This window comes from Tabrizicola sp., from assembly GCF_016792905.1.
Classification (GTDB): domain Bacteria; phylum Pseudomonadota; class Alphaproteobacteria; order Rhodobacterales; family Rhodobacteraceae; genus Tabrizicola.
The window spans coordinates 130,816-156,188 of sequence record NZ_JAEULP010000088.1 but is presented as its reverse complement, the minus strand read 5'-3'; the positions used below and the strand labels follow the sequence as shown (position 1 = coordinate 156,188).

Below are 25,373 nucleotides of genomic sequence, written 5' to 3'. Positions count from 1 at the left end.
GCGGGACTCCCGTGTCATTGAGCGCGATTCGGGACAGGTGGAATCGCGGCACCACGGGAGTCGAGATATAGCGACTCCCGCTGGAATAGGCAACGCCCCCCGCTAGATCATGCGGGCACGGTCGGAGGGCAGGCAAGCAGTTGTGGGATCAGGGATTGGCGGGCGGTGCGGCGGGCGCATCGGCCGGAGGCGGGGCGGCAGGCGCCGTGGCGGTGCCGGGCAGCGTCAGGTCGGTCCCGGCAAGCCCGCCGCCGGTCGTGGCCGGGGCTTCGGTCGCCGGAGCCTCGGTCGCGGCATCGGTCGTCGCGGTGTCGACCACCGAGCCGACATCACCGCCGCGGGCGGACAGGATGGTCAGGGTGATCGAGGTGACGATGAAGGCCAAGGCGAAGATCCAGGTCAGCTTGGTCAGCGCCGTGGCCGCGCCCCGGGCGGACATCGTGCCGCCGCCGCCACCCATGCCGAGCCCGCCACCTTCGGAGCGCTGCAGGAGCACCACGCCGATGAGAAGGAGCGCGAGGATCAGGTGGATGGTGAGGACGACGTTTTCCAAGGCAGGCTCCGGCGGGCTTCTGGCGGCTGACGCGCCTATCTAGGCGGAAGGGGGCCGGGGCGCAAGGGTTCCCGGCGGGGGAGCCGCCCTCGGGGCATCGAGCCCCTCGGGCGGCGCTACCGCGGACCAGACGCCCGGCCTGCCGCGCGTCGATGCCTCCGGCGGGGATATTTCGGCCAAGGGGAAAACGCGGCTCAGCCCTCGTGGACGGCGGAGAGCTTGTTGCCGTCGGGATCGCGGACATAAGCCGCGAAGAAGGAGGGGCCGAAGGGTCGCAGGCCGGGCCCGCCTTCGTCGCTGCCGCCATGCGCGAGGGCGGCGCGGTGGAAGGCCTTCACTGCGTCCCGACCGGGTGCGACGAAGGCGGGCATGGAACCGTTGCCGACCGTCGCGGGCCTGCCATCGAAGGGGCGCGTGATCCAGAGCCTGGTGCGACGGTCATCGGGCAGGCCGTAGCCGATTTCGTCATCCTCCGTCGCGCGGCGGACAAGGCCAAGGGGCGCAAGTGCGGCATCGTAGAAGCGGGCGGAGCGGGCAATGTCGTTGCTGCCGAGGGTAAGGTAGAGGAAGGTCTCAGCCATCGACCTCGTCCGTGGTCTGCTGGCCCGACAGGCGCTGGCGCAGGATCGACCAGGACATGCCGATGCCGAGAATCAGCGACAGGACCAAGATGCCGAGCCAGGTGTTCAGGCTGGAATTGTCGAGGCCGAGAAGGCCCCAGTCGGTCAGCACCCAGAGCCCGGCGCCGAAGATCGCGGCGATGATGATCGCGCCAAGCACGCCGATCGAGCGCATGGTGGCGACGAGGTAGACCATGGCCGCGACGGCAAGGATCAGGCCGGTGAAGACGACCAGCGAGGTTTGCGCCCCCCATGAGGACTGCGCCCAGCGGACGAAGTTCCAGTCGGTCGGGTTGAAGATCGCGGCGAGAAGGAGGAACGCGCCAAGCCAGCGAAGAAGGAAGCCCATCTGCTTGTCCTTTTGGGATCACGGTCGGGCCATGCTAGCCTGAGCGGTGTGCGAAGGCCAAGTGAAAGGGCGGGGAATGGCGACGGACGCGGCGACGGCGTCACGGATGCGGATCGGGGGGCTGGTCTTCCTGCTCGGCGGGGCGGCGCTTGGTTGGACCGGGGTGCATCTGTTCAGCGGCGTCCTGCGCTGGCGGATCACGCCGGATGGGGCGGGCCTGTCTGTCCTCTGGCTTATGGTGACCGGGGCTGTGCTGGTGGCGATGGGTGGCGCAATGCTGGCGACCGGGCGGTGTCCGCGCGGGCTTCTGTGGCTTCTCGTCGGGCTGCTGGCGATCTTCGTGGTCGCTGGCGTCGTGGTCACCTTGCAATCGGGCGGACGCATGCCGCGGCTTCATCTCTAAGCCGGGTCCGGCCGGGGAACGGCAAACAGCCAGCCCCAGAGCGCGGTACCGACCAGCGCTCCGGCCAGTTGCGCGATGATGAAACCGGGGGTCGAAGCGGGGGCGATTCCGGCGAAGCTGTCCGAAAGGGACCTGGCCAGCGTCACGGCCGGGTTGGCGAAGGAGGTCGAGGCGGTGAACCAGTAGGCCGAGGTGATCGTCAGGCCGACAAGCCAGGGGATCGCCTGCGGCGCAAAGGCCAGGCCGCCGAGAATGGCGCCGATCAGGGTAAAGGTCGCGACGGACTCGGAGATCAGCTGGCCGGTCCCGCCCCGGGCAGTGTCGGAAAGCGTGACAGGGGCAAGGTCGAACATCAGGTTGGCAAGGATCGCCCCGGCGGCCCCGCCTGCTATCTGGGCCGCAACATAGGGGGCCAGGCGGCGCCAGGGCAGGTTGCGGCGAAGCGCCATGACCAGACTGACGACCGGGTTGAAATGCGCGCCGGACAGCGGGCCGAGAGTGGTGATCAGGACAACAAGGATCGCCCCGGTCGCCAGCGTGTTTGCGAGGAGTGCCAGCGCCACCGACCCGCCGGACAGCCGGTCGGCCATGACGCCCGAGCCGATCACCGTGGCGACCAGAAGTGCGGTCCCCAGCGCCTCGGCAACAAGGGCGCGCGGGGTCATGTCCGGACGGAAAGGTCGATGACCTCGCCGTCTTCCTTGGTAAACCGCCCCGTCATCGGCGGCAGGAGGGGCAGCACGGCCTCGGACGGGCGGCAGAGGCGGGTGCCGTTGGGCGTGACGACGATGGGCCGGTTCAAGAGGATCGGATGCGCCTCGATCGCGTCGAGAAGCTGGTCGTCGGTCAGGCCGGGGTCGGAGAGGCCAAGTGCGGCGTAGGGCGTATCCTTCTCGCGCAGCAGGGCGCGTAGCGGCTGGCCGCTCGCCAGCGCCAGCGCCCGGATGTCCTGACGCGAGGGTGGGGTCTTCAGGTATTCGATGATCACGGGCTCGATCCCGGCGGCACGGATCAGGGCGAGAGTGTTGCGCGAGGTGCCGCAGGCGGGGTTGTGGTAGAGGATGATGTCGTCCATGGGCCTCGCCTATTTCAATTGCATGACGTTTGCATGACAGTTGCGGGCGCGCAATTGCAGGGTTTCCCCCCATCCCGCGTGCCGCTATACCCCGCGTGGTTTTGAACTCGACTCGGGGAAGTGCGCATGGCCAACGTCGTCGTGGTGGGTGCCCAGTGGGGCGATGAGGGCAAGGGCAAGCTGGTCGACTGGCTGTCCGAACGGGCCGACGTGATCGCGCGGTTCCAGGGCGGGCACAATGCGGGCCATACGCTGGTCATCGGCAACACGGTCTACAAGCTGTCGCTCTTGCCGTCCGGCATCGTGCGCGGTGGCAAGCTGTCGGTCATCGGCAACGGCGTGGTGGTCGATCCCTGGCATCTCGTGGCCGAGATCGAGAAGCTGCGCGGGCAGGGGGTGGAGATCAGCCCCGAAAACCTGATGCTGGCCGAGAATGCCTCGCTGATCCTGCCGATCCATGGCGAGCTGGACCGGGGGCGAGAGGCGCAGACTTCGGTCGCGAAGATCGGGACCACGGGGCGGGGCATCGGCCCGGCCTATGAGGACAAGGTCGGTCGCCGGGCGATCCGGGTGGCGGACCTGTTCGACGCGGCGACGCTGGACACGCGGATCGGGCGGTTGCTCACGCATCACAACGCGCTGCGGGCGGGCCTCGGGCTGGAGCCGGTCGATCCGGCGGCGCTGAAGGCGCAACTGCTGGAGATTGCACCGAAGCTGAAGCCCTATGCCGGGCCGGTCTGGAAAGTGCTGACCGAAGCGCGGCGGGCGGGCAAGCGCATCCTGTTCGAGGGGGCGCAGGGGTCGCTTCTGGACATCGACTACGGGACCTATCCCTATGTCACATCGTCCAACACCATCGCCGGGCAGGCGGCAACCGGGACGGGGGTGGGGCCGACGGCCATCGACTTCGTGCTGGGGATCGTCAAGGCCTACACGACACGGGTGGGTGAAGGGCCGTTCCCGGCGGAACTGCATGATGCGGACGGTGAGCGGCTGGGCGAACGCGGGCATGAGTTCGGCACGGTGACGGGGCGCAAGCGGCGCTGCGGCTGGTTCGATGCGGTGCTGGTGCGGCAGACCTGCGCGACGAGCGGCGTCTCGGGGATCGCGCTGACCAAGCTCGATGTGCTGGACGGGTTCAAGCGGCTGAAGATCTGCGTGGCCTACGAGCTGGACGGCAAGCGGATGGACTATCTGCCGATCGCCGCTGATGAGCAGGCGCGCTGCACGCCGGTCTATGAAGAGCTGGAAGGCTGGTCGGAGACGACAGCCGGGGCGCGGTCCTGGGCCGAACTGCCGGGGGCGGCGATCAAGTATGTCCGCCGGATCGAGGAGCTGATCCAGTGCCCGGTGGCGCTTCTGTCGACCTCGCCCGAGCGCGACGATACGATCCTTGTGACGGACCCGTTCGCGGATTGAAGGGGCTCATCGTGCGGCTTCGCCTTCTCTTCGCGAGGGTCGGGTTCGGGGGACGGACATGGCGCTAGGCTACAAGGCCCGCAGGCGCTGGGCGCTGGTGATCCTGCTGGTCGGGCTGCCGGTCTATGTGGTGGCGGCCGTGACGCTGGTTGACCTGATCGAGCGGCCGCCCTTCCTTCTGGAGCTGGCGATCTATGTCGGGCTGGGGTTCCTTTGGGCGCTGCCGTTCCGCTTCATCTTCCGGGGCATCGGCCAGCCGGAGCCGGATGCAGGAAAGACGGACGGGCAGGACCCGTCCGTCTGAACTTGCTGAAAAGGGCTTGCTGAATCCTCAGGACAGGCGCCGGGCCTCGGCCAGGTAGGGCGAAGTGTCGGCCAGGCTGTAGTGGCCCCGCGTCACCTTCTCGATCCGGCCGGTGCGCAGGAGCGTGCCGAAGCTGCGCAAGCCATCCTCGCGGCTGACCGTCTTGGTGCCGGCCGAGGCCATCATCCGCCGCATCAGTTGCGGGCGGGTGAACTGGCTGCGGTTCTCGACGCAGGTGGCATAGGCGGCGGCGGCTTCCAGCATCTCGGCCATCGACTTCGCGCCAACCGTTTCGGCGAAGCTGGCGAAGCCCCGCTCGTCGATCTCCTTGCTGTCTTCGGCCAGCTCCTCATCTTCCTCGGCCTCGGTGGCGATGCCGAAGGAGGGTTTGTCCAGAACGACGTTCCGCACCGGCATGCCCGAGGCGGCGACGGCAGCCCCGGCCCCGATCGCGCCGGAGAGGCGGCCGGTGCGAAGCGCAACCATCGGCTGTCCTTCGGGCAGCGAGGGGCTGATGCCGGGCATGACAGGCGCCTTTGACGGCGCGGCAGCGGGCACCGGGGCTGGGGCGGCGCCGGGCGAGGGCACGCGGTCGATCCGCTGCTCCGAGACCAGCACCAGCGGCGGTGGGCTGATCATGCCGGGGCGGATGGTGCCCGGACGCGGTTCTGCCGCCGGACGGATCGTCATCGACTTGCGGCGCGGCTTGACCTCGGGCGCGGCGGGAGGCTCGGGCATGTTGTCGGGCTGGATCGCTTCGGCCAGGTCGTCGCGGTAGGGGTCGAGGTTCGCCTCCACCTTCGGCGCCTCGTAGTCGAGATCGGCGCGGTCGGCTTCGGTCGCGGCAACGGCGGCCTTGAGGCGCGACAGCGCTTCGTGACGGCGGCGGTTCTCGTCCTCGGCCATGACCTCTTCGGCCTGTTGCATCAGGCGGGAGATTTCATCGGATTCGTTGGCAGAGGCCAGCACCCGGGTCGCGCCAAGGTCGATGTTGCCCTCGGGGTCGAGCGCGGCATCGTCGGGATGGATACGGACCACGCGCGAATTGACGCGCCGCGCCCGCGACCCGGCCTTGCTGACCGGCGGGGCAGGTTCCTCGGGTTCGGCAACGGGTTCGGCCTCGGGTTCGACGGCCGCTTCTGCGGGGACTTCGACCTCGGCCAGCGCCTCGGTCGCTTCGGCAAGTACCTCCGCCGCTGCCACAGGCTCGGCTACCGCCTCCGAAGCTTCGGGAAGCGCGTCAACGGACATATCGGCGGCGACGGCCTCGGGAAGCGGATCCTGCTGCATGGCCTCGGCCAGGTCGATCTCGACCGGCAGGTCTTCGGGCAGGACGTCGTCCGGGAGGGCGGCGATCCGGGCTTCGTCCTGCGCGATGCCATCCAGTTCGGCCAAGAGCGCCAGATCATCTTCCTGGCTGGCCAGATCGAGGTCTTCGGGTGAGGTCAGTTCAACGGCGACCGCTTCGGGCAGTTCCGCCTCGGCGACGAAATCGGCCTCGACCTCGACGAAGGGCGCTGCCTCCTCGGCGATGGTTTCCTCGGCCCAATCCGCGGCGGGGGCAACGGCGGGCTCTTCCTCGTCATAGGCCGTGGTCACGTCGCTGGCGATCAGGGCGCCGAGGCGCGCAGCGACAGAATCGGCGGCCTCTGCCGGGGTCGGTTCTTCGGCAGGCGCGTCGGCTTGCACCTCGGCAGCGGCGATACCCAAGTCGGCATCGTCAGGCACGGCCTCGGCGACCTCGGGCAGCGGCGGGCTCAGGTCTTCGCCCTGAAGGTCCGGATCGGCGGCGAAACGCGTGAACGAGGCCGCCGCTTCCGGCACGGCGGGGCTGACCGACCGGCGGATGCGGGCGAGCTTGGCAGCGACGCCATCGGGGATCACGTCCTGCAGCGAGGGTTCCGGAGCCGAGACGTCGTCCTCGGCCGGTGCGGCGGGTTCGACCGGGGGATGCGCCGGACGGCGGTTGACCGGGTTGATCTGGATGCGGGGCGCGACCGGACCTTCGGCGACGGCAGCCTCGGCCGGGGCATGCAGGCGCGCGCTGTCGTCGGCCTTGCTGGCGGCCAGGCGCGAGACCTCACGCTCGGCCAGGCGGTGCAGCATGGCGGCGTCGGGCGGCGGCGGTTCGGCGCCGAAGTGGCGGTCCTGCGCGGCGAGGTCGCGGAAATATTCGGCGATGGCCTTCATCGTGTCGAAGGGATTGTCGAACCCTTCCAGCGTGCAGCTGAATGTGCCGTAGGACACGGTCAGGATCTTGCTTTCACTGGTCATGACTGGACAGCCTTTCGCCTTGCTCGTCGCGCCATACTACCCTGCGACCGTCCTATTGCATGGACAGACGGGGGTAATTTGATGGATTGATTGTGGCCGGACCCCGGGAATCCTGCCTTAATTGGATACAGTCTTACATGAATTTGCCGATTGTCCAGTCAACCCAAGGTGTAACGCTGGCGGGCGGGGGCCCATTTTCTGCGCGCGATCTGGCACTTGCCCTGAAGCGGGCCCCGGTGCCGGTGGCGGCGGACAGCGGGGCGGATCGCCTGCTGAACCTGGGTGCCATGCCCGAAGCCGTGATCGGCGACATGGATTCGATCTCGACCGCGGCGCGGGCGCGGATTCCCGTCGAGCGCCAGCATCTTGTCGCGGAACAGGCGACCACCGACTTCGACAAGGCGCTGCGGCTGATCGAGGCGCCGCTGGTGCTGGCGCTGGGCTTTGCCGGCGCGCGGATGGACCACGGGCTTGCGGCGATGGCGACGCTGATCACGCGGGCAGAGCGGCGCTGCATCCTGATCGGGCCAAAGGACCTGGCCTTTGCCGCCCCGTCGCGGCTGGAGCTGGCGCTGGGGCCGGGTGAGCCCTTGTCGCTGTTCCCGATGGCGCCGGTGACGGGTCGCAGCGCGGGGCTGGAATGGCCGATTGCCGGGATCAGCTTCGCGCCGGACGGGATGATCGGCACCTCGAACCGGGTCAGGGCGCGGCAGGTCGTGCTGGAGTTCGACCGGCGGGGGATGCTGGTGATCCTGCCCAGGCGGCGGCTGGACGCGGCGATCAGGGCTCTTCTGGCAGCAGGCTGATCTGCGGCTCACGCGCCTTGGCCTTCGCGGACAGCCGTTCGCGGTGGATGATGTAGAGGCCCGAGGCGACGATGATCGCCATGCCTGCGAAGGTCATGGCGTTCGGGAAGTCGTTGAAGATCAGGTAGCCGAGGGTGACGGCGGTGACGATCTCCAGGTAGTGCAGGGGGGCCAGCGCGGAGGCTGTGGCGAATTTCAGCGCGTAGGTCATGCACATGTGGCTGACGGCGGCGAAGAAGCCGACCATGAAGAGCCAGAGCCAGTTCCAGCCCATGGGCCAGACCGGATCAAGCGCGGGGATGCCGGAACCGTCGGCGAGGAGCATCACCGGCATGCAGAGGAGGAGCCCGGTCCAGGAGGTGTGGAACTGCATGGTGACGGGGTGCATCCACGTCGAAATCCCGCGCGTGACCAGCATGTAGAGCGCGAAGAGGACGGCGGTGGCGAGCGGCCAGAGTGCCACGAGGCCGAAGGCGGCGAGCGAGGGCTGGATGACGAGAAGCACGCCGACGAAGCCCACGGCGCAGGCGGCGATGCGGCGCGGGCCGACCTGGTCGCCGAACAGGAAATGGCCGAGAATCAGCAGGATGAACGGCTCGACGAAGACGATGGCGAGGGCATCGGCGAGCGGCATGACCTGGATGCCGGAGACGAAGGCGAAGGTCGAGACGATGAGAAGGAGCGCGCGCAGCGCGGTGTAGGCGAGCGCCTTGCCCGAGAGCGCCATGGAAAGCCGCATGAGCAGGACGACCGGCAGCATCAGCGCGGTCTGCACCACGAAGCGGGCGGCGGTGATCTGGCCGACGGGGATTCCGTTCTGGGCCGCAAGCTTGGCGCCCACGTCCAGAAGCGGTGCGATCACGCAGAAGGCGAGCATCAGGATGACGCCCTGGAGGGTCGTGTCGCGGGTCATGAGGGTTGCCTAGCCGGTGGTTGCGCGGGTCGCCTGCCTGAAAGCGACATCGCGGGGGTTGGGGCGGTTTTCTAGTTGAGCGCTGACGCGCAAGTCCTTTGTCTCGTCGTCGGGACTTCGCCCTCCTCCTCGGGTCTTGGGGGGTTCACACCCCCAAACCCCCGTGGGATACTTGGGCAAATGTGAAAGGGCTTGGCGTCAGCAGTTCGGCACGTTGACCGCAAGACCGCCGAGCGAGGTTTCCTTGTATTTCTCGTGCATGTCCTTGCCGGTCTGGCGCATCGTCTCGATGCAGACGTCCAGCGAGACGAGGTGCTGGCCATCGCCGCGCAGGGAAAGGGAAGCGGCGGAGACCGCCTTGATCGCGCCGAGGCCATTCCGTTCGATGCAGGGCACCTGGACGAGGCCCTTCACCGGGTCGCAGGTCATGCCGAGGTGGTGTTCCAACGCGATTTCGGCGGCGTTTTCCACCTGTTCGGGGGTGCCGCCCAGCACGGCGGCCAATCCGGCGGCGCCCATCGCGGCGGCGCTGCCCACCTCCGCCTGGCAGCCGCATTCGGCGCCGGAGATCGAGGCGTTGTGCTTGCAAAGGCCGCCGATGGCCGAGGCGGTGAGGAGGAAATCGCCGACCTTCGCGACGCTGGCTCCCGGGACGTGGTCCAGCCAGTAGCGGATGACGGCGGGGACAACCCCTGCGGCCCCGTTGGTGGGGGCGGTGACGACCTGGCCGCCGGCGGCGTTCTCCTCGTTGACCGCCATGGCGTAGAGGCTCATCCAGTCGTTGATCGTGTGCGGCGGCGTCAGGTTCAGCCCGCGTTCGGCCAGAAGCGCGTCGTGGATGCCCTTGGCGCGGCGGCGCACTTTCAGGCCTCCGGGCAGGATACCTTCGCCCTTCATGCCGCGCGAGATGCAGTCGTTCATCACCTGCCAGATGCGGTTGATCCCGGCGTCCAGCTCGGCAGCCGTGCGGAATTTCAGCTCGTTCGCCCGCTTCATCTGCGCGACGGAAAGGCCGGATTTCCTGGCCATCTCAAGCATTTCCGCAGCGGATTCAAACGGATATGGCACATCGGCCCGGGCCTTCGATTTGGCCCCTCCGGCCTCGGCCAGCTCGGCCTCGGTCAGCACGAAGCCGCCGCCGATGGAATAGTAGGTCTCCTCCAGGATCACGTCACCCTGGGCGTCGGTCGCCTTCAGGACCATGCCGTTGGCATGGCCGGGCAGGGCAGGGCCATAGTCGAAGGTCAGGTCCTTCGACGGGTCGAAGGCGAGGGTGCCAAGACCGGGGGCCTCGATGGTCTTCGTCTCGCGGATACGGGCAAGGGCGGTCTCGGCCTTGTCGGCGTCATAGCTGTCGGGGGCAAAGCCCGCGAGGCCAAGGATCGTCGCCCGGTCGGTGGCATGCCCGACCCCGGTGAAGGCCAGCGAGCCATGCAGCGACGCCCTCAGCCCGTGGAAATGGAAGGGCGAGGCGCGCAAGCCGTCGAGGAAGCGCGCGGCGGCGACCATCGGACCCATCGTGTGGCTGGACGACGGGCCGATGCCGACCTTGAACATGTCGAAGACAGAGAGAAACATCAGGAACCCGGATTGGTGAAAGGAGTGGGACCAAGGCCGTCGGAGGCCGCGACACGCTGCGCCGCAGGGCGGGCCTCATGCGCGGCGAGAACGGCGCGGAGATGCGGGAAGTCCGCCAGATCAATGCCGTAGGGCGAAGGCGGCAGCAGGATCAGCCAGCGCACCAGGATGCCGATGTAATAGCCCAGTACGCCGGGGTGGTCAGGTGACAGCCAGCGCGGGGATTGCGTCTCGATCAGCGTCTCGATCAGGCCGAGGCGGGCGGTGATCTGGTCCTGCGCGGCGGCCTGGGCGGCGGCGGAGTTCGCCTCGCCCGCCGGGCGGTGCGGGTAGAACATGGCGAGGGCCGCCTGATGCAGCGCGTTCGAGGTGAAGAAGAGCCAGGACAGGAAGGGGCCGCGGTCCGGGTCCCTGGGGCCAGGGCCCAGGCGCCCCGTCTGGTCGACGAGCCACAGAAGGATCGCCGCCGTCTCGAACATCGGGCCATGATCGGTTTCCAGCGCCGGGATCAGGCCCACGGGGTTCACCCGCCGGTATTCCGGACTGGCCAGCGCCCCGCCCTCGATGTCGACGATGGCGAGCGTATGGGGCAGCTCCAGTTCCTCCAACGCGAAGCGGACGATGGTCGAGGCGAAGTCGGGGGCATGGTGCAGGGTCAGGGTCATAGCACGCTTCCTTCCGGCGGGTTCGGCTGTTCGGGCCGGGTGAAGGGATGGGCCCCGAGCCCCTCGGCGCGGGCGACAACGGGGGTTTCGACACGGGCTTCCTGCGCCCGGGCAAGTGCGGTCAGGTTCGGAAAGTCGGACAGGTCCAGCCAGCGCGGGCCGGTTTCGGGGTAAAGCGCGGCCCAGCGGGTCAGGACCACGGCATAGACGCCCAGCGGTCGGCCCGGCGCGAACAGCTTCGGCACCTGTGCCGCGGCGGCGTCGAGCAGCCCGAAATGGCGCAGCATCCGGTTGGCCATGATCTCGGTGAACCCGGCATGGGCGTCGACCGGGGCGTACTGGTGCGGGTAGAAGATCTGGCGCAGGTCGGCATGCGCGGTGTTCGACAGGAAGAACAACCACTTGAGAAAGACGGGCCGGTCCGGATCACCGGGGCCGGGGCCAAGGTGATGGGTGTCAGCCAGCCACAGAAGGATCGCCCCGGTTTCCGTGATCGGCCCGACCGGCGTTTCCAGCGTCGGGATCAGCCCGGTCGGGTTCAGCGCGCGGTAGGCGGCGCTGTCCTGCTGCCGCTTTGCCCGGTCGACCAGCACGGTGCGATAGGGGATGCCCGCCCCGTCCAGCACCAGCCGGATGATCAGCGACGCGTTGTCCGGGGCGTAGTGCAGCGTGTACATCGGTGGTCCAGAAGCCATCCTGCCAAGATGGCGAAGTTTTGCGCCGGGGAAAGGCGAAAAGCGACCGAATGACGCGGGACTGCGCAGCATTGTGATGCCGCGCGCCGAAGAACCCGAAGGCATTAACCGATCATCAACCTTCTTCGGGGCAGGCTCGGGCGCGACGGATGCGAAAGGGTCGATGATGCGGCGACGGGCGGTGATCATGGTAGCGGGGCTTCTGCTGGCCGGGGCGGCCCGGGCCGAGGAGGATGCGCTGGCCGAGGAGATGGCGCGCAATCCCGCCCGGTTCGAGGCGCGGGCCATCGACCTGATCGCGGGTTTCGGCGGGCCGGGCGGGCTGCGGCTGGAAGGGATCGAGGCGCATGTCGCGCTGGAGCGGGCAGGGGCGCGGGCCAGTGCGATGCGTCGCTTTCTTGCGATGGATCTGGATGCCGATGGCTCAGTCGACCGCAATGAGCTGGCAACTGTCCAGCACGCGGCAAGCGCGCAGGGTCGGGGCCGGATGGAGCGGCAGTTTGCGGCGGCGGATGCCGATGGCGACGCGGTGGTCGATGCGGGCGAGATGGCAGCGGCGGGGGCTGCGGCGGGGCTGGCCGCGCTGGGCGAGGAGGAGGCGGGCCTCCTGCGCGCGATGCTGCGGCTTGATGCCAATGGCGACGGCGCGCTGAGCGTGGCGGAGGTTTCGGCCGCCGTCGCGCGGGCGTCCGATGCGACCTGATTGTGCCACAAAGCCTGCGTAGGCTGCCGTTGCGAAGTCTCTCGCCCTTCGGCGGCCTTTGCGCTATCTCGGGTCAGCTAACACGGGGGAAATCCATGGCTGCCGAACTTTCGCCGATCGACCAGGCCAAATTCGTGGCCGCCCGCCGGTCGGTGGATTTCGTGGAAAACGGCATGAAGCTGGGACTTGGCACCGGGTCGACCGCCGCCTGGATGGTGCGCTGCCTGGCCGAACGGGTCCGGGACAAGGGATTGTCGGTGACATGCGTCGCGACCTCCTCGCGCACGGCGGACCTGGCGCGAAGCCTCGGGCTGACGGTCGTCACTCTGGACGAAACGAAATGGCTCGACCTGACCATCGACGGGGCGGATGAATTCGACGCGAATCTGAACCTGATCAAGGGTGGCGGCGCGGCGCTCTTGCAGGAAAAGATCGTCGCGACCGCCAGCGACCGGATGATCGTGATCGCGGATGCGGCCAAGGAAGTGGCCCAGCTTGGTGCCTTCCCCCTGCCGGTCGAGGTGATTCCCTTCGGCTGGCAGACGACGAAGGCCCTGATCGAGGAAACGCTTTACAGCCTGGATGTGATGAGCCGGGATGTGGCGCTGCGGATGGCAAAGGACGCGCCGCTCCGCACCGACGAGGGGCACTTCATCCTGGACCTCAGCCTCACGCGGATCGGCAACCCGCGGCAGCTGGCGCTGGTCCTGAACCAGATCCCCGGCGTGGTCGAGAACGGGCTTTTCATCGACATCTGCGACGTGGTGGTGATCGGCCATGGCGATGGCCGGGTCACGGTGCGCGACATCAATTCGGGCAAGGTCGAGAATGGCTCGGTCGACATGTCGGAAAGCCGCAACATCTTCGCCGACCTGGACTGAGGCTGGCGCAACCAACCCCCGCCGCTCTGGTCCCGGGTCACATCGAACCTGCCTTGGATGGACTGCCCAATGGAGCGGCTGTAGAGGTTCTTGACGACCTGGCCGTTGACCTAGCCAGCCAGCCCGGTGCGCGCCATTTCCGCGTTCATCTCGCGGGTCATCGCGCCGAAGTCGGCGTCGGCGATCTGGGAAACGTGCGATCTCGGCTTGTCGCTCTCGAAATGGAAGGTGCGCGCGGGGCTTACCAGTTTACCCGGCTGGCATAGAGAATGTTCCAGTGATCCGCGTAGCGCTCCGCTTTCTCGACGTGCCAGGGTATCGCGGAGAAAGCCTCTTTCAGGCGTTGCGCGCCCAATGCGCGGCGCTGGACTTCTCGTGAATCCATCCCAAGTTGCAGCAGTTCCATCAGATACGGACTCGCCTTCACCAGATCGGACGGTTCCGCCGTCGCCGGAGGAAGGTATGCCTCGTTCAGCACCCGTGATCCCGGCACTGTTGTTACCATCGTCAAGAATGCGTCGGTCAGTTCCATCCCGGAAGCTTCTGGTCTGAAAGTCGTATCTTGCATCCGCAACCTCCGGAACCTGAGCAATGAGGTTGCCAAGGCTCACCTCCATGAGAACCCTGATATTGGCGGAATCATCGCGTTCCGTCCATCGCAGAAGGGCCGGATCGCCCGCTATCTGGGGACATGTGCCGGGTCGTCCCCCAGTCAAGCGCCGGCGACAGCATGTTGTCGGTGCGCCGGACCGGGGCCCATCGCTCGGGGAAGTCGACGACGAACGTGATCTGTGCGGGGGGACCGAAAAACGTCCTCCGGGGCTTTCGCGGCGCGGCATTAGCGCATAGCTGTGGTCGCGACTATGCGGCAGGCGGGATCCATCATGGCCTTCGACTACGATCTCTTTGTCATCGGCGGCGGCTCGGGCGGGGTCAGGGCGGCGCGGGTCGCGGCGGGCGACTGGGGCGCGAAGGTGGGCCTGGCCGAGGAAAGCCGGATGGGCGGCACCTGCGTCATCCGGGGCTGCGTGCCGAAGAAGCTGATGGTCTTCGCCAGCGGTTTCCCGGCCATGTTCGAGGACGCGCAGGCCTATGGCTGGAAGGCGGAGGGCGGCACCTTCGACTGGCGCGTGTTCCGCAACCGGCTGGAGGCCGAGCTTGACCGCCTGGAAGCCGCCTACCGCACGACGCTGAAAAACGCCGGGGTCGTCGTCCACGACACCCGCGCCACCATCGTCGATCCGCACCGGGTCAGGCTCGCCACCGGCGAGGAGTTCACCGCCAAGCACATCCTGGTCGCCACCGGCGGCTGGCCCTTCGTGCCGGAGTTTCCCGGGTCGGATCTTGCCGTCACCTCGAACGAGATGTTCCACCTCGACGCGCTGCCCAAACGCGCGCTGGTGGTCGGCGGCGGCTATATCGCCGGGGAGTTCGCCTGCATCCTCAATGGCCTGGGGGTCGAGGTCAGCCAGTACTACCGCGGCGCCCAGATCCTGCGCGGCTTCGATGACGAAGTGCGCGGCCATGTCGCCAACGCGATGCGCGAGGCGGGGATCGGCATCCACCTCGGCACCGCCGTCACGAAACTGGAAAAGACCCCGACCGGCATCCGCGTCACCGGCTCCGACGGGTCGGAACGCGAGGTCGACCTGGTGCTCTACGCCACCGGCCGCCGCCCGAACACGGCGGGACTTGGCCTTGAGGCGCTGGGGCTGGAGCTTGGCCGCACCGGCGAGATTCCGGTGGACGCCTACAGCCAGACCGCCGTGCCCTCGATCTTCGCCGTGGGCGATGTGACCGGCCGGATCAACCTGACCCCGGTCGCCATCCGCGAGGGCCATGCCTTCGCCGACACCGTCTTTGGCGCAAGACCCACAACCTTTGACCATCAGCTTGTCGCCTCGGCCGTATTCACCCAGCCGGAACTCGGCTCGGTCGGCCTTTCCGAGGAAGCCGCGCGCGAACAGGAGTCGATCGAGGTCTACGCCACCGCATTCCGCCCGATGCGGACCGCCTTTGCGGGCAGGCCGGAACGGGTGCTGATGAAGCTGATCGTCAGCCAGGCCACGCGCAAGGTCCTTGGCTGCCATATCGTCGCACCCGAAGCCGGCGAGATGATCCAGCTTGCCGCCATCGCGATCCGGATGGGCGCCACGAAAGAGGATTTCGACGCCACCTGCGCGGTGCATCCGACGATGGCGGAAGAACTGGTGACGATGCGAAAACCGGTGCGAACGGCCTGACACGGGGTCACGGTGGGTTGATTTCCGGCCGGATATGACCAGCTTAGGGAAAAGCGTAAGAAGAGGTTCTGATCAATGGCAGGAAGTGGCGGTCCCTGGGGCGGCGGCGGTGGCCCGGGCGGAGACGACCGGGGCGGCAGGGGCAACAACGACGACGACGACCGTCGCGGCGGTCGGCGCGGCGAGGGCGGACCGCAAATCTCCGAGGTCGACCAGCTGATGAAACGCGGGCAGGAACAGCTGCGCGTGCTGATGGGAGGGCGCGGCAATCGCGGGACGGGTGGTCCCGGTGGCGATCCCGGCAGTCCGATCTTCACCCGGCAGGGCATGGCGCTTGGCGCGCTGGCGCTGGTCGCGGTCTGGGCCTTCATGTCGTTCTACACCGTTCGGCCCGAGGAACGCTCGGTCGAGCTGTTCCTGGGCGAAAGCTCGGGCGTCGGCGACCCGGGGCTGAACTTCGCGCCCTGGCCCATCGTGAGCTACGAGAAGGTCCAGGTGACGGGCGAACGCACGACCGACATCGGCACCCAGGCGGCCGGCAGCGACTCTGGCCTGATGCTGACGCGCGACCAGAACATCGTCGACATCGGCTTCCAGGTGGTCTGGAACATCTCGGACCCCGAGAAATACCTGTTCAACCTGGCGGAACCGGAATTGACCATCAAGGCGGTCAGCGAAAGCGCGATGCGCGACATCATCGCCCGCTCGGAGCTGTCGCCGATCCTGAACCGCGATCGGGGCGTGATTGCCGCCGACCTGCGGACCGCCGTCCAGGCGACATTGGACAGCTATAACGCCGGGATCACCGTGATCCGCGTCAACCTCCAGGTCGCCCAGCCTCCCCGCGAAGTGATCGACGCCTTCCGCGCCGTGCAGGCGGCGCAGCAGGAGCGCGACCGGCTGGAAAAGGAGGCCGACGCCTATGCCAACAAGGTGACGGCAGGCGCCCGGGGTGAGGCCGCGCGGCTTCTGGAAGCGGCGGAAGGCTACCGCGCCGAAGCGGTGAACTCCGCCCAGGGCGAGGCCGCGCGCTTCCTCTCGGTCTTTGCGGAATATGTGAAGGCGCCCGAGGTGACGCGGCGGAGGCTCTATCTGGAAACCATGGAGCGGGTCTTTGGCGGCATGAACAAGGTCATCCTTGACGGTGTGAGCGGCGGCGAGGCAGGTCAGGGCGTGGTTCCCTTCCTGCCCCTGAACGAACTTGGCCGGATGAGCCCGGCCCAGGGCGCCGGCCAGACTGCGGGTTCTGCGGGAGGGACCAACTGATGCGCGCGATGTATCTTGTTCCGGCGCTGGTCGTCCTTCTGGTGCTGGTTCTGTCCTCGGTCTTCATCGTCGACGAACGCAAGAAGGCGCTGGTCCTGCAGTTCGGACAGGTCATGCAGGTGAAGGAAGAGCCGGGCCTTGGCTTCAAGATCCCCCTGATGCAGGATGTGGTCCTTTATGAGGACCGCATCCTCGGCCTGCAGACCCAGCCGATCGAGGTAACGCTCCTGTCCGACCGCCGCCTGGTGGTCGACGCCTTTGCCCGCTGGCGCATCGTCGATCTGGTGGAGTTCCGCCAGTCGGTCGGTACCGGGGGCGAGGATCGGGCGCAGCAGCTTCTGGGCAACATCCTGTCCCAGGCCATCCCCGAGGTGCTGGGCAACGCGACGCAGGAACAGGTCCTGTCCCAGGATCGGGCCGGGCTGATGAACCAGATCCTGACCATCGCCAAGCGCGAAGGCGCGGCACTGGGCGTCGATGTCATCGATGTGCGGCTGACCCGCACCGACCTGCCCGAGCAGAACCTGGAAGCGACCTTCGCCCGGATGCGGGCCGAGCGCGAACGCGAAGCGGCCGACGAAGTGGCCCGCGGCGGCGAGGCGGCGCAGCGCGTGCGGGCTGCGGCGGACCGGACGGTGGTCGAGCTGACCTCGGACGCCCGGCGCCAGGCCGAGGTGATCCGCGGCGAGGCCGATGCCGAACGGAACCGCATCCTTGCCGAATCCTATGGCAAGGATCCCGAGTTCTTCGCCTTCATCCGCTCGCTCGCAGCCTATGAGACCAGCCTGAAGGGCGGCAATTCCTCGATCGTGATGCAGCCCGACAGCGAGTTCTTCGATTACCTGCGGTCGGATCGCGGACCGACGGCGCCCGAGGCCCCGGCGGCCCCGTGAGCCATATCATCCTGGCACTGGGTCTGGTGCTGGCGGTGGAGGGGCTGGTGCTGGCACTGGCCCCCCGCCGGATCGAGGATGCCTTGCGGCTGATCGCCTCGTTGCGCGTCGATCAGCGGCGGGTGATCGGGCTGGTCGCTCTGGCTCTCGGGGTCGCTCTGGTCTGGCTCGCCGGTCCCTCCTGAACCGGCCCGGATGACAAATGCATTCACATCCCTTTGATGCGCCGCGACAGGGTTTGCATTGCGGGGGGCTTTGACTAACTGTTTCTTCAACGCCGACGCGGCAGGGTTCCAGAGTGGAACGCCACCGTCGCCAGATCTGTTGAACAGGAGTTCGCATCTTGCCCGATCTCACCCCTTCCATCCGTAACGCCCTGCGCTCCAGCACGCTTCTGGCACTGGTCCTGGGCTTCGGTCTCAGCGTGGCGCCGGCCAGCGACGTGCAGGCCTTCGGCGCGCCCGAAAGCTTTGCCGAACTGGCGCAGAAGATCAGCCCTGCCGTGGTGAACATCACCACCAGCGCGATGATCGCCGCGCCCACCGACGGCATGCCCATGGTACCCGAGGGCAGTCCCTTCCAGGACTTCTTCGATGATTTCGGCGGCCCCGGCCAGGGCGGCCCGCAACGGTCCGAGGCGCTGGGCTCTGGCTTCGTGGTCAGCGAGGACGGCTACATCGTCACCAACAACCACGTCATCGAAGGCGCGGATTCGATCGAGATCGAGTTTTTCTCGGGCGAGCGGCTGACGGCCAAGCTAGTCGGCACCGATCCGAAGACCGACATCGCGCTCCTCAAGGTCGAAAGCGACAAGCCGCTGGAATTCGTGAGCTTCGGCAACAGCGACCTGATGCGCGTCGGCGACTGGGTCATGGCGATGGGCAACCCCCTGGGCCAGGGCTTTTCGGTCTCTGCGGGCATCGTCTCGGCGCGGGGGCGCCAGCTTTCCGGCAGCTATGACGACTTCATCCAGACCGATGCCGCCATCAACCGCGGCAACTCGGGCGGCCCGCTGTTCAACATGGACGGGCAGGTCGTGGGCGTGAACACCGCGATCATGTCGCCGAACGGCGGCTCCATCGGGATCGGCTTCTCGATGTCCTCGAACGTCGTGACCAAGGTCGTCGACCAGCTGAAGGAATTCGGCGAAACCCGGCGCGGCTGGCTGGGCGTGCGGATCCAGGACATGAGCCCGGAAATCGCCGAGTCGATGGGCATGGCGGATGCCAAGGGTGCGCTGGTCACGGACGTGCCGGACGGCCCGGCCAAGGACGCAGGCATCCAGTCGGGCGACGTGATCACCCGCTTCGGGGCCAATGACGTGACCAGCGCCGGTGATCTGACGCGCCGCGTCGCCGACGCCCCGATCGGCGAGGCGGTGCCGGTGATCGTCCTGCGCGACGGCCGGACCGAGACGCTGGCCGTCACCCTTGGCCGCCGCGAGGATGCCGAGGCCAAGACGATGCCCGCCTCCTCGCCCGCGCCCGAGGCGCCGAAAGAGATGGAGACGCTGGGCCTGACGCTGGCGCCGCTCAGCGACGACATGCGCTCGCGCCTCGGTCTTGATGCCGGGTCCGAGGGCCTGATGATCATGAAGGTCGACCAGGCATCGGAAGCCTTCACCAAGGGCCTGGTCGAGGGCGATCTGATCACCGAGGCCGGGCAGCAGAAGGTCGTGCGCCTGCAGGACCTGGAGGACCGCATCAGGGAGGCGAAGGACGCGGGCCGCAAGTCGATCCTGCTTCTCGTCCGGCGCGGCGGCGACCCGCGCTTCGTGGCGCTGTCGATCGAATAATAGCCTCGGCTCAAGGGTTTGATTGGCGGCGGGATCCCTCGCCGCCAAATTTCTTGAGCAAGAAACTTGTCAAATTCCGTCCTTAAGGAATTTGGATTCCGGCCCTATGACTGATCCCCCGCCCGCGCGTCGTCGTGCCGGAACCCCGGCTCCAGCAGCCGGTCCAGCAGCGGCGACAGGTCCTCGATCCGTTCCGCCACCACATGCACCACCCCCGCCTCGCGCTGCAGCTTGCCCGTCACCCGCAGAAGCCGCCCGGCGATCACCGCGCGGCGGAAGCGTTCGTAGACATTGGCCCAGACGACGACATTCACCACCCCAGTCTCGTCCTCCAGCGTGAGGAAGATCACCCCCTTCGCCGTACCCGGCCTTTGCCGCACCAGGACCAGCCCCGCCACCGTGACCCGCGCTCCGGCCGGGGGTTCGCCCAGCCGCGCAGCCTGCAATGCCCGGGGAGGGCGGGGCCACGGTCCCGCGCGCGAGGTGGTGGCAGGGGGGAGGGGGGTATGGGCGGTCATGCGAACAATACTAGAACATTTGCGGGACGAGGCAAGTCTGCGCACCCTCTGGCAAATCCGGCCGCGCTGGCCTATGTCACGGGCAGACGATCCCGGGAGACCTGAGAATGGCGAAGATCACCTACGTTGAACACAGTGGCAAAGAGCATGTGGTCGAGGTCGCGAATGGCCTGACCGTGATGGAAGGCGCGCGCGACAACGGCATTCCGGGGATCGAGGCCGATTGCGGCGGCGCCTGCGCCTGTTCCACCTGCCATGTCTATGTCGACGCGGCCTGGGTCGAGAAACTGCCGAAGAAGGACCACATGGAAGCCGACATGCTCGACTTCGCCTGGAACCCCGATCCGGTGCGCTCGCGCCTGACCTGCCAGATCAAGGTTTCCGACGCGCTTGACGGGCTGCGCGTCGAGATGCCGGAAAAGCAGATCTGAAGCCACGGCTCGCCCACGCTTCGTCCCGGCTCGCAGGGCGACGCGGAGACAAAGCCGAACGGCAAGCCGTCAGCCCTCGCCTTTCCCCAGCCGGTCCGACTTGCGCCGGACCAGCATCGTGCGCAGGTCGTGCATCGCCAGCAGAAGCGCGTCCGTCACCGCCTCAAGCTGCGCGTCCGTCGCGCGTGACTGCGCCCATTGCGTCGTCAGGTTCAGGTGGTCGACCGTGCGCAGGATGTCATCGACCTCGCGCATCGCCAGCTGCGCCTGCCGCGCCGCCAGCCAGTCCCGGATGGCCGTCCGGTCGGCCTCGGTCAGCTCCACCTCGCCATGCGGCTTGATGTTGCCGTTCTTCACGTTGACCGTGGCGATCTCGTCCATCTCGATCCGGCGCTGGCGGTTCTCGGTGCCCAAGCGGAACACCGCCGCGCCATTCTCGCGCACCCGGAAATAGTAGTCGGGAAGATCGGCACTCATCCAGGCTCTCCGGCGTCGCGGTTGTCGATCACCCGCAATAGGCTGCCGTTCTCATCCACCAGCGCGAACATCCGCGGCGCAGCCCCCTGCTTGAAAAATCCGGTCAGGCGGGGGATCGACCTGTGGTCGGCAGGCAGTCCCGCCGCGCGCCACTCCTCCAGCAGCGTGTCGGGTTCGTCCACCCGGATGCAGGCTGAAAACCAGCTGGTCTTGGGGTCGCAGTCGGGATGCGGAAAGAACTCCAGCACCATGGGCCCGCGCTTCAGGATCATCCAGCCCTCGTCGCGGAAATCCTCGCGGAAGCCGAGTGTGTCATAGAAAGCCGACGTTGCCGCAAAGTCGCGGGCCGGAAGATTGGCGGTGATCCGGTCGGCCATGATGTCCTTTCAGACCAATGCGGCGCAGAAGCCCTGGATGCGCGAGCAGGCCTCGCGCAGAACCTCGTCCGAAGTAGCGTAGCTGACCCGGAAGTTGGGCGAAAGGCCGAAGGCAGCGCCGAAGACCACCGCCACCCCGGTTTCCTCCAGAAGCGCGGTCGCGAAGATCTCGTCGTTGGAAATCACCGTGCCCGCGGGCGTGGCCTTGCCGATGCAGCCCGAGATGTCGGGATAGACGTAGAACGCTCCCTCCGGCTTCGGGCAGCGGATGCCTTTCGCCTGGTTCAGCATCGACACCACCAGGTCGCGTCGCCCTTGGAACACCTTGCGCCAGTCGGCCAGGAAGTCCTGCGGGCCGCTCAAGGCCTCCAGCGCCGCATACTGGCTGACCGAACAGGGGTTCGAGGTCGACTGCGACTGGATCGTCCCCATCGCCTTGACCAGCGCGACCGGCCCCCCGGCATAGCCGATCCGCCAGCCCGTCATCGCATAGGCCTTCGACACCCCGTTGCAGGTCAGCGTGCGGTCGTAAAGCCCGGGCTCGATCTCCGCCGGAGTGCAGAACTCGAAATCGTCGAAGACAAGGTGTTCGTACATGTCGTCCGACATCACCCAGACCTGGGGATGCCGCATCAGCACATCCGTCAGCCCCTTCAGCTCCGCCCGGGTATAGCCCGCCCCGGTGGGGTTGGACGGCGAGTTGAAGATGAACCACTTGGTCTTCGGCGTGATCGCGGCTTCCAGCTGCGCGGGGGTCAGCTTGAACTCGGTCTCGATTCCCGCGACCACGGGGACCGGAACGCCCCCCGCCAGCAGCACCATGTCGGGATAGCTCACCCAATAGGGTGCCGGGATGATCACCTCGTCGCCGGGATTCAGCGTTGCCATCAGCGCGTTGTAGAGAATCTGCTTGCCGCCGGTGCCCACCGAAATCTGCTGCGGCGTGTAGGTCAGCCCGTTCTCGCGCAGGAACTTGGAGCAGATCGCCGCCTTCAACTCCGGTATGCCGTCCACGGCCGTATAGCGGGTGCGGCCAGCGTCGATGGCACGTTTGGCGGCCTCGCGGATGTTCTCGGGCGTGTCGAAATCCGGCTCTCCCGCGCCAAGGCCGATCACGTCCTTGCCTTCGGATTTCAGCTGTTGCGCCTTCGTGGTCACGGCGATGGTGGGCGAGGGTTTCACGCGCGCCAGCGTGTCGGACAGGAAGGCCATGAACCGCCCCTTTCGGTGGTGGAGTTTCCGTTCGGCCTGTCTTAGGGTCCGCCCGGATGCGGTTCAAGCGGGAACGGAGCCAGAATGGGCGAGACGGCTGAAGCACGCCTGAAGCGGATGGCGATGCGTTCCTGGCGGCGGGGCACCAAGGAGATGGACCTCGTGCTGGGCCCCTTTGCCGACGCGCATCTTGCCGGGCTGTCAGAGGCCGATCTTGTGACCTACGACGCCCTGCTGGCTGAAAATGACCAGGACCTGATGGCCTGGATCCTCGGCCAATCCGCGCCGCCGCCGGTGCTGGCGCCGCTCCTGGCGCGGATCACCGCCTTCGCCGAAACGCGACTGACGCGCGGAAACTAGGCGCAGTTCTCTGCAAGTTTACGGAATGTTTGTGCTTTGTGCCGATTCTGCGCCCGTGCGAACGGTGGAGAAACGGAATGACAATCTATGCCCCGCTGCTGGACGGATCGCAAAAGGCGTTCCTGTCCTGCTATCTTGACAACCTGGCGCTGGTCGAACGGCTGCACCGGCTGCTGCTTGACGTGATCAAGGATGAATTCGAACGCCTGAACATCCTGGAAATCAACTCGGTCCAGGCGCTGCTGCTGTTCAACATCGGCGAGAACGAGGTGACGGCGGGCGAGCTGAAGTCGCGCGGCTACTACCAGGGCTCGAACGTCAGCTACAATCTGAAAAAGCTGGTGGACTTGGGCTACATGCACCACCAGCGCTCGGAAATCGACCGCCGCTCGGTCCGCGTGAAGCTGACGGAAAAGGGCCGCCATGTCCGGGGGCTTCTGTCCGATCTTTTCGCCCGACATTCCGACGGGATCGAAAGGCGCGGGTTGATCGACGCCTCCGGCATGGACGAGATCAACATGTCGCTGAAGCGGATGGAACGGTTCTGGACCGAACAGATCCGGTATATCTACTGACGCTCGGCCCGGCCCGGGATCATACCTTCGGCGGAGTATTTCTTGCCAGGAGGAAGCTGGGACCCGGGGCGGGGAATCTTAAGAATGCCTGAACGCCCGCGCGCAACCCATTGATTTCATGAGCTTGGAAAATCTGTCCACCGTGGACAGGTCCGGGCCCCCGGCTCAGTTCACCTTGCGGGCGGGCAGGAAGGGCAGGGGCGCGACGGGCAGCCCGTCCTCGATCATCTGACGGGCCTCGTCCGGCTTGGCCTCGCCATGGATCGACCGCTCCGGCGCGTCACCGGAATGAATCCGGCGCGCCTCGGCGGCGAAGTTCAGTCCGACATATTCCGAGTTTTCCTCGATCTGCCGCCGCAGGGCCGCGATCTTCTCCTCGATCGCCGAGGCGGGGGCAGAGAGGTCGGGCCGGTCCGACGGCACGGCCTGGGCGGCGTTGCGGGCCGGACGGACGGCGGGGGCCATCAGATCCTTCTCGATCGCGTCACTGCCGCAGACCGGACAGGACACCTGTCCGGCCGTCAGCAGCGCCGAAAAGGCCGCAGCATTCTGGAACCAGCTTTCGAAGCCATGCCCGGCCGCGCATTTGAGGCTGTAACGGATCATTTCCCGACGTCCCGCAGACGACACTTCCGATAGCTAGGCACTGCTGACGAAAGGTCAATGACCCTTGCGTTTCCGCGCCGCAGGTGTCGGGGCATCGTCGTCATCCCCCGTGATTGGCGCAGCGCGCCCGGCGATCGGGGGGATGAACCCCGCGATGATCATCGCCAGCTCCGGCTCGGCCACCATTTCCGCAGCCTCCCGCAGCGGGAACCACTTGCGCCGCCGTTCCTTCGCCTCGGGAAATGTCTTGGCCAGCTTGTCGACGCGCATTCCGAAGACCGCGACGGCGCAGGGCACCGATGACGTCACGGAGAGGCATTTCTGATAGCCGTAGCGCCCCACGCAAAGCGGGTTCATCGTGCCGGAGGCCCCCGCCTCTTCCCAGGCTTCCTGCGCCGCCGCGGCTTCCGGTGAAAGCCCCGGCATCGGCCAACCCTTCGGGATTACCCAGCGACCGGTATCGCGGCTGGTGATCAGAAGAATCTCGACATCCTTTTCAGCGAGCCGCCAGCACAACGCCCCATACTGCATGCGCGTACTACCCGCGTCGGCCCCTGGTGCCGCTATCTTGTCTTGCCAACCCATGTCACGCCCACTTGGCCGCCCGGTTCCCGGGTCTGGCCGCTGCCCATTATCCTCGGTAATGAATATGACATGGGAAAGGCCGAAATTATAGTGTTTTCCCATGGAATTGATCGCGAGCCCGGTCGGAATGCCCTACCTTCCGGCCGCATGACGAACAAAGGCATCCAGACCAGGGGCCGGACAGCCCGTAACACGACCGGTTCCGACCCGCGCCGGGCCGCTGCATGATCCGGGCCTTCCTTGGTCTGGACCTGCCCCCCGCCATCCGTGGCGCGCTTCAGGTCCAGCAGTTCCTTCTGCCGCTGCCACGCAGGGTCGAGCCCGAGAACCTGCACCTGACCTTGGTCTTCCTTGGAAACTGCCCCGAACCGATGATCGAGGCTGCGCATGAGGGCTTCGAGGCGCTGCGGGAAAACGGCTTTCCGTTGGCTCTGCAAGGGCTTGGCCTTTTCGGCAAGGCAAGGCCGCACACTGCCTGGGCCGGGGTTGCCCCCTCGGCGCCCTTGATGCATCTGCAGGCCAAGGTCGAGACGATCGCCCGCCGCGCCGGTTGCAGGGTCGATGCCCGCAAATTTGTGCCACATGTCACGCTGGGCCGCTTTCCGGTGCCGGACCCCGCCGACACCGCCCGGCTGGAACGCGCCGTTGCCATGGGGGCGGGATTTTGCACGGAACCCTGGGAGGTCCGTGACCTGACGCTTTGGCAAAGCCACCTGACCGGCAGGGGTCCGCAGTACCGGCCCCTGGCCCGCTACCCCTTGGCTTGACAGGCGCAGGCGCCTCATGCAGCACGGGAC

General features: G+C 67.1%; 30 protein-coding genes and 2 pseudogenes. 15 read left to right on the top strand and 17 right to left on the bottom strand.

The genetic code is table 11. From position 1 onward, the window contains the following. Window positions 1–337: 337 nt before the first annotated feature. The 3 genes and pseudogenes from secG to JNL31_RS18630 form a co-directional block, all read right to left on the bottom strand. Window positions 338–553, bottom strand: a pseudogene (secG, locus tag JNL31_RS19200) (preprotein translocase subunit SecG); the annotation flags it as partial. A gap of 194 nt (window positions 554–747) precedes the next feature. Further along, a complete protein-coding gene (locus tag JNL31_RS18635; protein ID WP_294976672.1) occupies window positions 748–1,134 on the bottom strand; it encodes a VOC family protein in 387 nt (128 codons plus the stop codon). Next, a complete protein-coding gene (locus JNL31_RS18630; RefSeq protein WP_294976669.1) occupies window positions 1,127–1,522 on the bottom strand; it encodes a DUF6524 family protein in 396 nt (131 codons plus the stop codon). Before JNL31_RS18630 ends, JNL31_RS18635 begins: the two co-directional genes overlap by 8 nt. Before the next feature lie 76 nt (window positions 1,523–1,598). On the opposite strand from JNL31_RS18630, the gene JNL31_RS18625 reads away from it, so the two are divergent. Beyond that, window positions 1,599–1,925 carry a hypothetical protein gene (locus JNL31_RS18625; RefSeq protein ID WP_294976666.1) on the top strand — a complete coding sequence of 109 codons (327 nt, stop codon included), beginning with the start codon at window positions 1,599–1,601 and terminating at the stop codon, window positions 1,923–1,925. Here JNL31_RS18625 and JNL31_RS18620 read toward each other — a convergent pair. Beyond that, window positions 1,922–2,590 (bottom strand): MIP/aquaporin family protein, encoded by a 669-nt coding sequence (locus JNL31_RS18620; protein ID WP_294976664.1) that lies wholly within the window; start codon window positions 2,588–2,590, stop codon window positions 1,922–1,924. The two genes, JNL31_RS18625 and JNL31_RS18620, sit on opposite strands and share 4 nt — an antisense overlap. Beyond that, entirely contained in the window at window positions 2,587–3,000 is a 414-nt protein-coding gene (gene arsC, locus JNL31_RS18615; protein WP_294976662.1) for an arsenate reductase (glutaredoxin), read from the bottom strand. The genes JNL31_RS18620 and arsC overlap by 4 nt, the downstream gene beginning before the upstream one ends. Before the next feature lie 126 nt (window positions 3,001–3,126). Here arsC and JNL31_RS18610 point away from each other — a divergent pair, with 126 nt between their 5' ends. Both JNL31_RS18610 and JNL31_RS18605 read left to right on the top strand, forming a co-directional pair. Beyond that, on the top strand, window positions 3,127–4,419 hold the full coding sequence (locus JNL31_RS18610) for an adenylosuccinate synthase (protein ID WP_294976659.1): 1,293 nt from the start codon (window positions 3,127–3,129) through the stop codon (window positions 4,417–4,419). 58 nt (window positions 4,420–4,477) lie between these two features. Then, complete coding sequence (locus JNL31_RS18605; protein ID WP_294976656.1) at window positions 4,478–4,723, top strand: DUF2842 domain-containing protein; 246 nt, start codon at window positions 4,478–4,480, stop codon at window positions 4,721–4,723. Between the two features lie 27 nt (window positions 4,724–4,750). Here the strand turns inward: JNL31_RS18605 and JNL31_RS18600 are convergent, their stop codons facing one another. Further along, complete coding sequence (locus tag JNL31_RS18600) at window positions 4,751–6,997, bottom strand: hypothetical protein (RefSeq protein WP_294976653.1); 2,247 nt, start codon at window positions 6,995–6,997, stop codon at window positions 4,751–4,753. A 137-nt stretch (window positions 6,998–7,134) separates the two neighbouring features. On the opposite strand from JNL31_RS18600, the gene JNL31_RS18595 reads away from it, so the two are divergent. Beyond that, window positions 7,135–7,803: a thiamine diphosphokinase gene (locus JNL31_RS18595; protein WP_294976650.1), complete on the top strand. Its 669-nt coding sequence runs from the start codon at window positions 7,135–7,137 to the stop codon at window positions 7,801–7,803. Here JNL31_RS18595 and JNL31_RS18590 read toward each other — a convergent pair. The 4 genes from JNL31_RS18590 to JNL31_RS18575 form a co-directional block, all read right to left on the bottom strand. Beyond that, complete coding sequence (locus JNL31_RS18590; protein WP_294976647.1) at window positions 7,778–8,716, bottom strand: DMT family transporter; 939 nt, start codon at window positions 8,714–8,716, stop codon at window positions 7,778–7,780. The genes JNL31_RS18595 and JNL31_RS18590 overlap by 26 nt on opposite strands. Window positions 8,717–8,914: 198 nt before the next feature. Next, window positions 8,915–10,294: an L-serine ammonia-lyase gene (locus JNL31_RS18585; protein WP_294976644.1), complete on the bottom strand. Its 1,380-nt coding sequence runs from the start codon at window positions 10,292–10,294 to the stop codon at window positions 8,915–8,917. Further along, window positions 10,294–10,959: a glutathione S-transferase family protein gene (locus tag JNL31_RS18580; RefSeq protein WP_294976642.1), complete on the bottom strand. Its 666-nt coding sequence runs from the start codon at window positions 10,957–10,959 to the stop codon at window positions 10,294–10,296. Before JNL31_RS18580 ends, JNL31_RS18585 begins: the two co-directional genes overlap by 1 nt. After that, window positions 10,956–11,654, bottom strand: a complete 699-nt coding sequence (locus JNL31_RS18575) for a glutathione S-transferase (protein WP_294976640.1) — start codon at window positions 11,652–11,654, stop codon at window positions 10,956–10,958. Before JNL31_RS18575 ends, JNL31_RS18580 begins: the two co-directional genes overlap by 4 nt. Window positions 11,655–11,730: 76 nt before the next feature. Here JNL31_RS18575 and JNL31_RS18570 point away from each other — a divergent pair, with 76 nt between their 5' ends. Together JNL31_RS18570 and rpiA are read left to right on the top strand one after the other, a co-directional pair. After that, window positions 11,731–12,357, top strand: a complete 627-nt coding sequence (locus JNL31_RS18570; RefSeq protein WP_294976638.1) for a hypothetical protein — start codon at window positions 11,731–11,733, stop codon at window positions 12,355–12,357. Between the two features lie 95 nt (window positions 12,358–12,452). Next, window positions 12,453–13,238: a ribose-5-phosphate isomerase RpiA gene (gene rpiA / locus JNL31_RS18565; RefSeq protein ID WP_294976636.1), complete on the top strand. Its 786-nt coding sequence runs from the start codon at window positions 12,453–12,455 to the stop codon at window positions 13,236–13,238. Window positions 13,239–13,348: 110 nt separating this feature from the next. On the opposite strand, the pseudogene JNL31_RS19195 reads toward rpiA, so the two are convergent. After that, a pseudogene (locus JNL31_RS19195) lies at window positions 13,349–13,970 on the bottom strand (hypothetical protein). Window positions 13,971–14,122: 152 nt separating this feature from the next. On the opposite strand from JNL31_RS19195, the gene gor reads away from it, so the two are divergent. From gor to JNL31_RS18535, 5 genes are all read left to right on the top strand, one after another. Then, the gene (gor, locus tag JNL31_RS18555; RefSeq protein WP_294976632.1) at window positions 14,123–15,481 is read left to right on the top strand and encodes a glutathione-disulfide reductase; all 1,359 of its coding nucleotides are present in this window, start codon (window positions 14,123–14,125) and stop codon (window positions 15,479–15,481) included. A 75-nt stretch (window positions 15,482–15,556) separates the two neighbouring features. Further along, on the top strand, window positions 15,557–16,747 hold the full coding sequence (hflK, locus tag JNL31_RS18550) for an FtsH protease activity modulator HflK (protein WP_294976629.1): 1,191 nt from the start codon (window positions 15,557–15,559) through the stop codon (window positions 16,745–16,747). Then, entirely contained in the window at window positions 16,744–17,640 is an 897-nt protein-coding gene (locus JNL31_RS18545; RefSeq protein WP_294976754.1) for a protease modulator HflC, read from the top strand. Before hflK ends, JNL31_RS18545 begins: the two co-directional genes overlap by 4 nt. Continuing rightward, window positions 17,637–17,825 (top strand): DUF2065 domain-containing protein, encoded by a 189-nt coding sequence (locus tag JNL31_RS18540; RefSeq protein ID WP_294976626.1) that lies wholly within the window; start codon window positions 17,637–17,639, stop codon window positions 17,823–17,825. Before JNL31_RS18545 ends, JNL31_RS18540 begins: the two co-directional genes overlap by 4 nt. A gap of 215 nt (window positions 17,826–18,040) precedes the next feature. After that, on the top strand, window positions 18,041–19,435 hold the full coding sequence (locus JNL31_RS18535) for a Do family serine endopeptidase (protein ID WP_294976751.1): 1,395 nt from the start codon (window positions 18,041–18,043) through the stop codon (window positions 19,433–19,435). Between the two features lie 104 nt (window positions 19,436–19,539). Here the strand turns inward: JNL31_RS18535 and JNL31_RS18530 are convergent, their stop codons facing one another. Beyond that, complete coding sequence (locus JNL31_RS18530; protein ID WP_294976623.1) at window positions 19,540–19,953, bottom strand: OB-fold nucleic acid binding domain-containing protein; 414 nt, start codon at window positions 19,951–19,953, stop codon at window positions 19,540–19,542. Window positions 19,954–20,060: 107 nt separating this feature from the next. On the opposite strand from JNL31_RS18530, the gene JNL31_RS18525 reads away from it, so the two are divergent. Next, window positions 20,061–20,384, top strand: coding sequence for a 2Fe-2S iron-sulfur cluster-binding protein (locus JNL31_RS18525; protein WP_294976620.1), 324 nt, complete (start codon window positions 20,061–20,063; stop codon window positions 20,382–20,384). Between the two features lie 69 nt (window positions 20,385–20,453). Here the strand turns inward: JNL31_RS18525 and JNL31_RS18520 are convergent, their stop codons facing one another. From JNL31_RS18520 to JNL31_RS18510, 3 genes are read right to left on the bottom strand one after another with little or no spacing between them, the layout of a single operon-like run. Then, the gene (locus tag JNL31_RS18520) at window positions 20,454–20,861 is read right to left on the bottom strand and encodes a hypothetical protein (RefSeq protein WP_294976617.1); all 408 of its coding nucleotides are present in this window, start codon (window positions 20,859–20,861) and stop codon (window positions 20,454–20,456) included. Then, window positions 20,858–21,238 (bottom strand): bleomycin resistance protein, encoded by a 381-nt coding sequence (locus JNL31_RS18515; protein WP_294976614.1) that lies wholly within the window; start codon window positions 21,236–21,238, stop codon window positions 20,858–20,860. Before JNL31_RS18515 ends, JNL31_RS18520 begins: the two co-directional genes overlap by 4 nt. 9 nt (window positions 21,239–21,247) lie before the next feature. Further along, window positions 21,248–22,450: a pyridoxal phosphate-dependent aminotransferase gene (locus JNL31_RS18510; RefSeq protein ID WP_294976611.1), complete on the bottom strand. Its 1,203-nt coding sequence runs from the start codon at window positions 22,448–22,450 to the stop codon at window positions 21,248–21,250. 84 nt (window positions 22,451–22,534) lie between these two features. Here JNL31_RS18510 and JNL31_RS18505 point away from each other — a divergent pair, with 84 nt between their 5' ends. Together JNL31_RS18505 and JNL31_RS18500 are read left to right on the top strand one after the other, a co-directional pair. After that, entirely contained in the window at window positions 22,535–22,810 is a 276-nt protein-coding gene (locus JNL31_RS18505) for a succinate dehydrogenase assembly factor 2 (protein WP_294976608.1), read from the top strand. A gap of 77 nt (window positions 22,811–22,887) precedes the next feature. Further along, a complete protein-coding gene (locus JNL31_RS18500; RefSeq protein ID WP_294976605.1) occupies window positions 22,888–23,385 on the top strand; it encodes a winged helix DNA-binding protein in 498 nt (165 codons plus the stop codon). A gap of 165 nt (window positions 23,386–23,550) precedes the next feature. Here JNL31_RS18500 and JNL31_RS18495 read toward each other — a convergent pair whose 3' ends face one another. Next, window positions 23,551–23,991: a DUF1178 family protein gene (locus tag JNL31_RS18495; RefSeq protein WP_294976603.1), complete on the bottom strand. Its 441-nt coding sequence runs from the start codon at window positions 23,989–23,991 to the stop codon at window positions 23,551–23,553. 54 nt (window positions 23,992–24,045) lie between these two features. Further along, a complete protein-coding gene (locus JNL31_RS18490; protein WP_294976600.1) occupies window positions 24,046–24,522 on the bottom strand; it encodes an NUDIX hydrolase in 477 nt (158 codons plus the stop codon). Window positions 24,523–24,800: 278 nt separating this feature from the next. Here JNL31_RS18490 and thpR point away from each other — a divergent pair, with 278 nt between their 5' ends. After that, window positions 24,801–25,343 (top strand): RNA 2',3'-cyclic phosphodiesterase, encoded by a 543-nt coding sequence (gene thpR / locus JNL31_RS18485; RefSeq protein ID WP_294976597.1) that lies wholly within the window; start codon window positions 24,801–24,803, stop codon window positions 25,341–25,343. The last annotated feature ends 30 nt before the right edge of the window (window positions 25,344–25,373 follow it).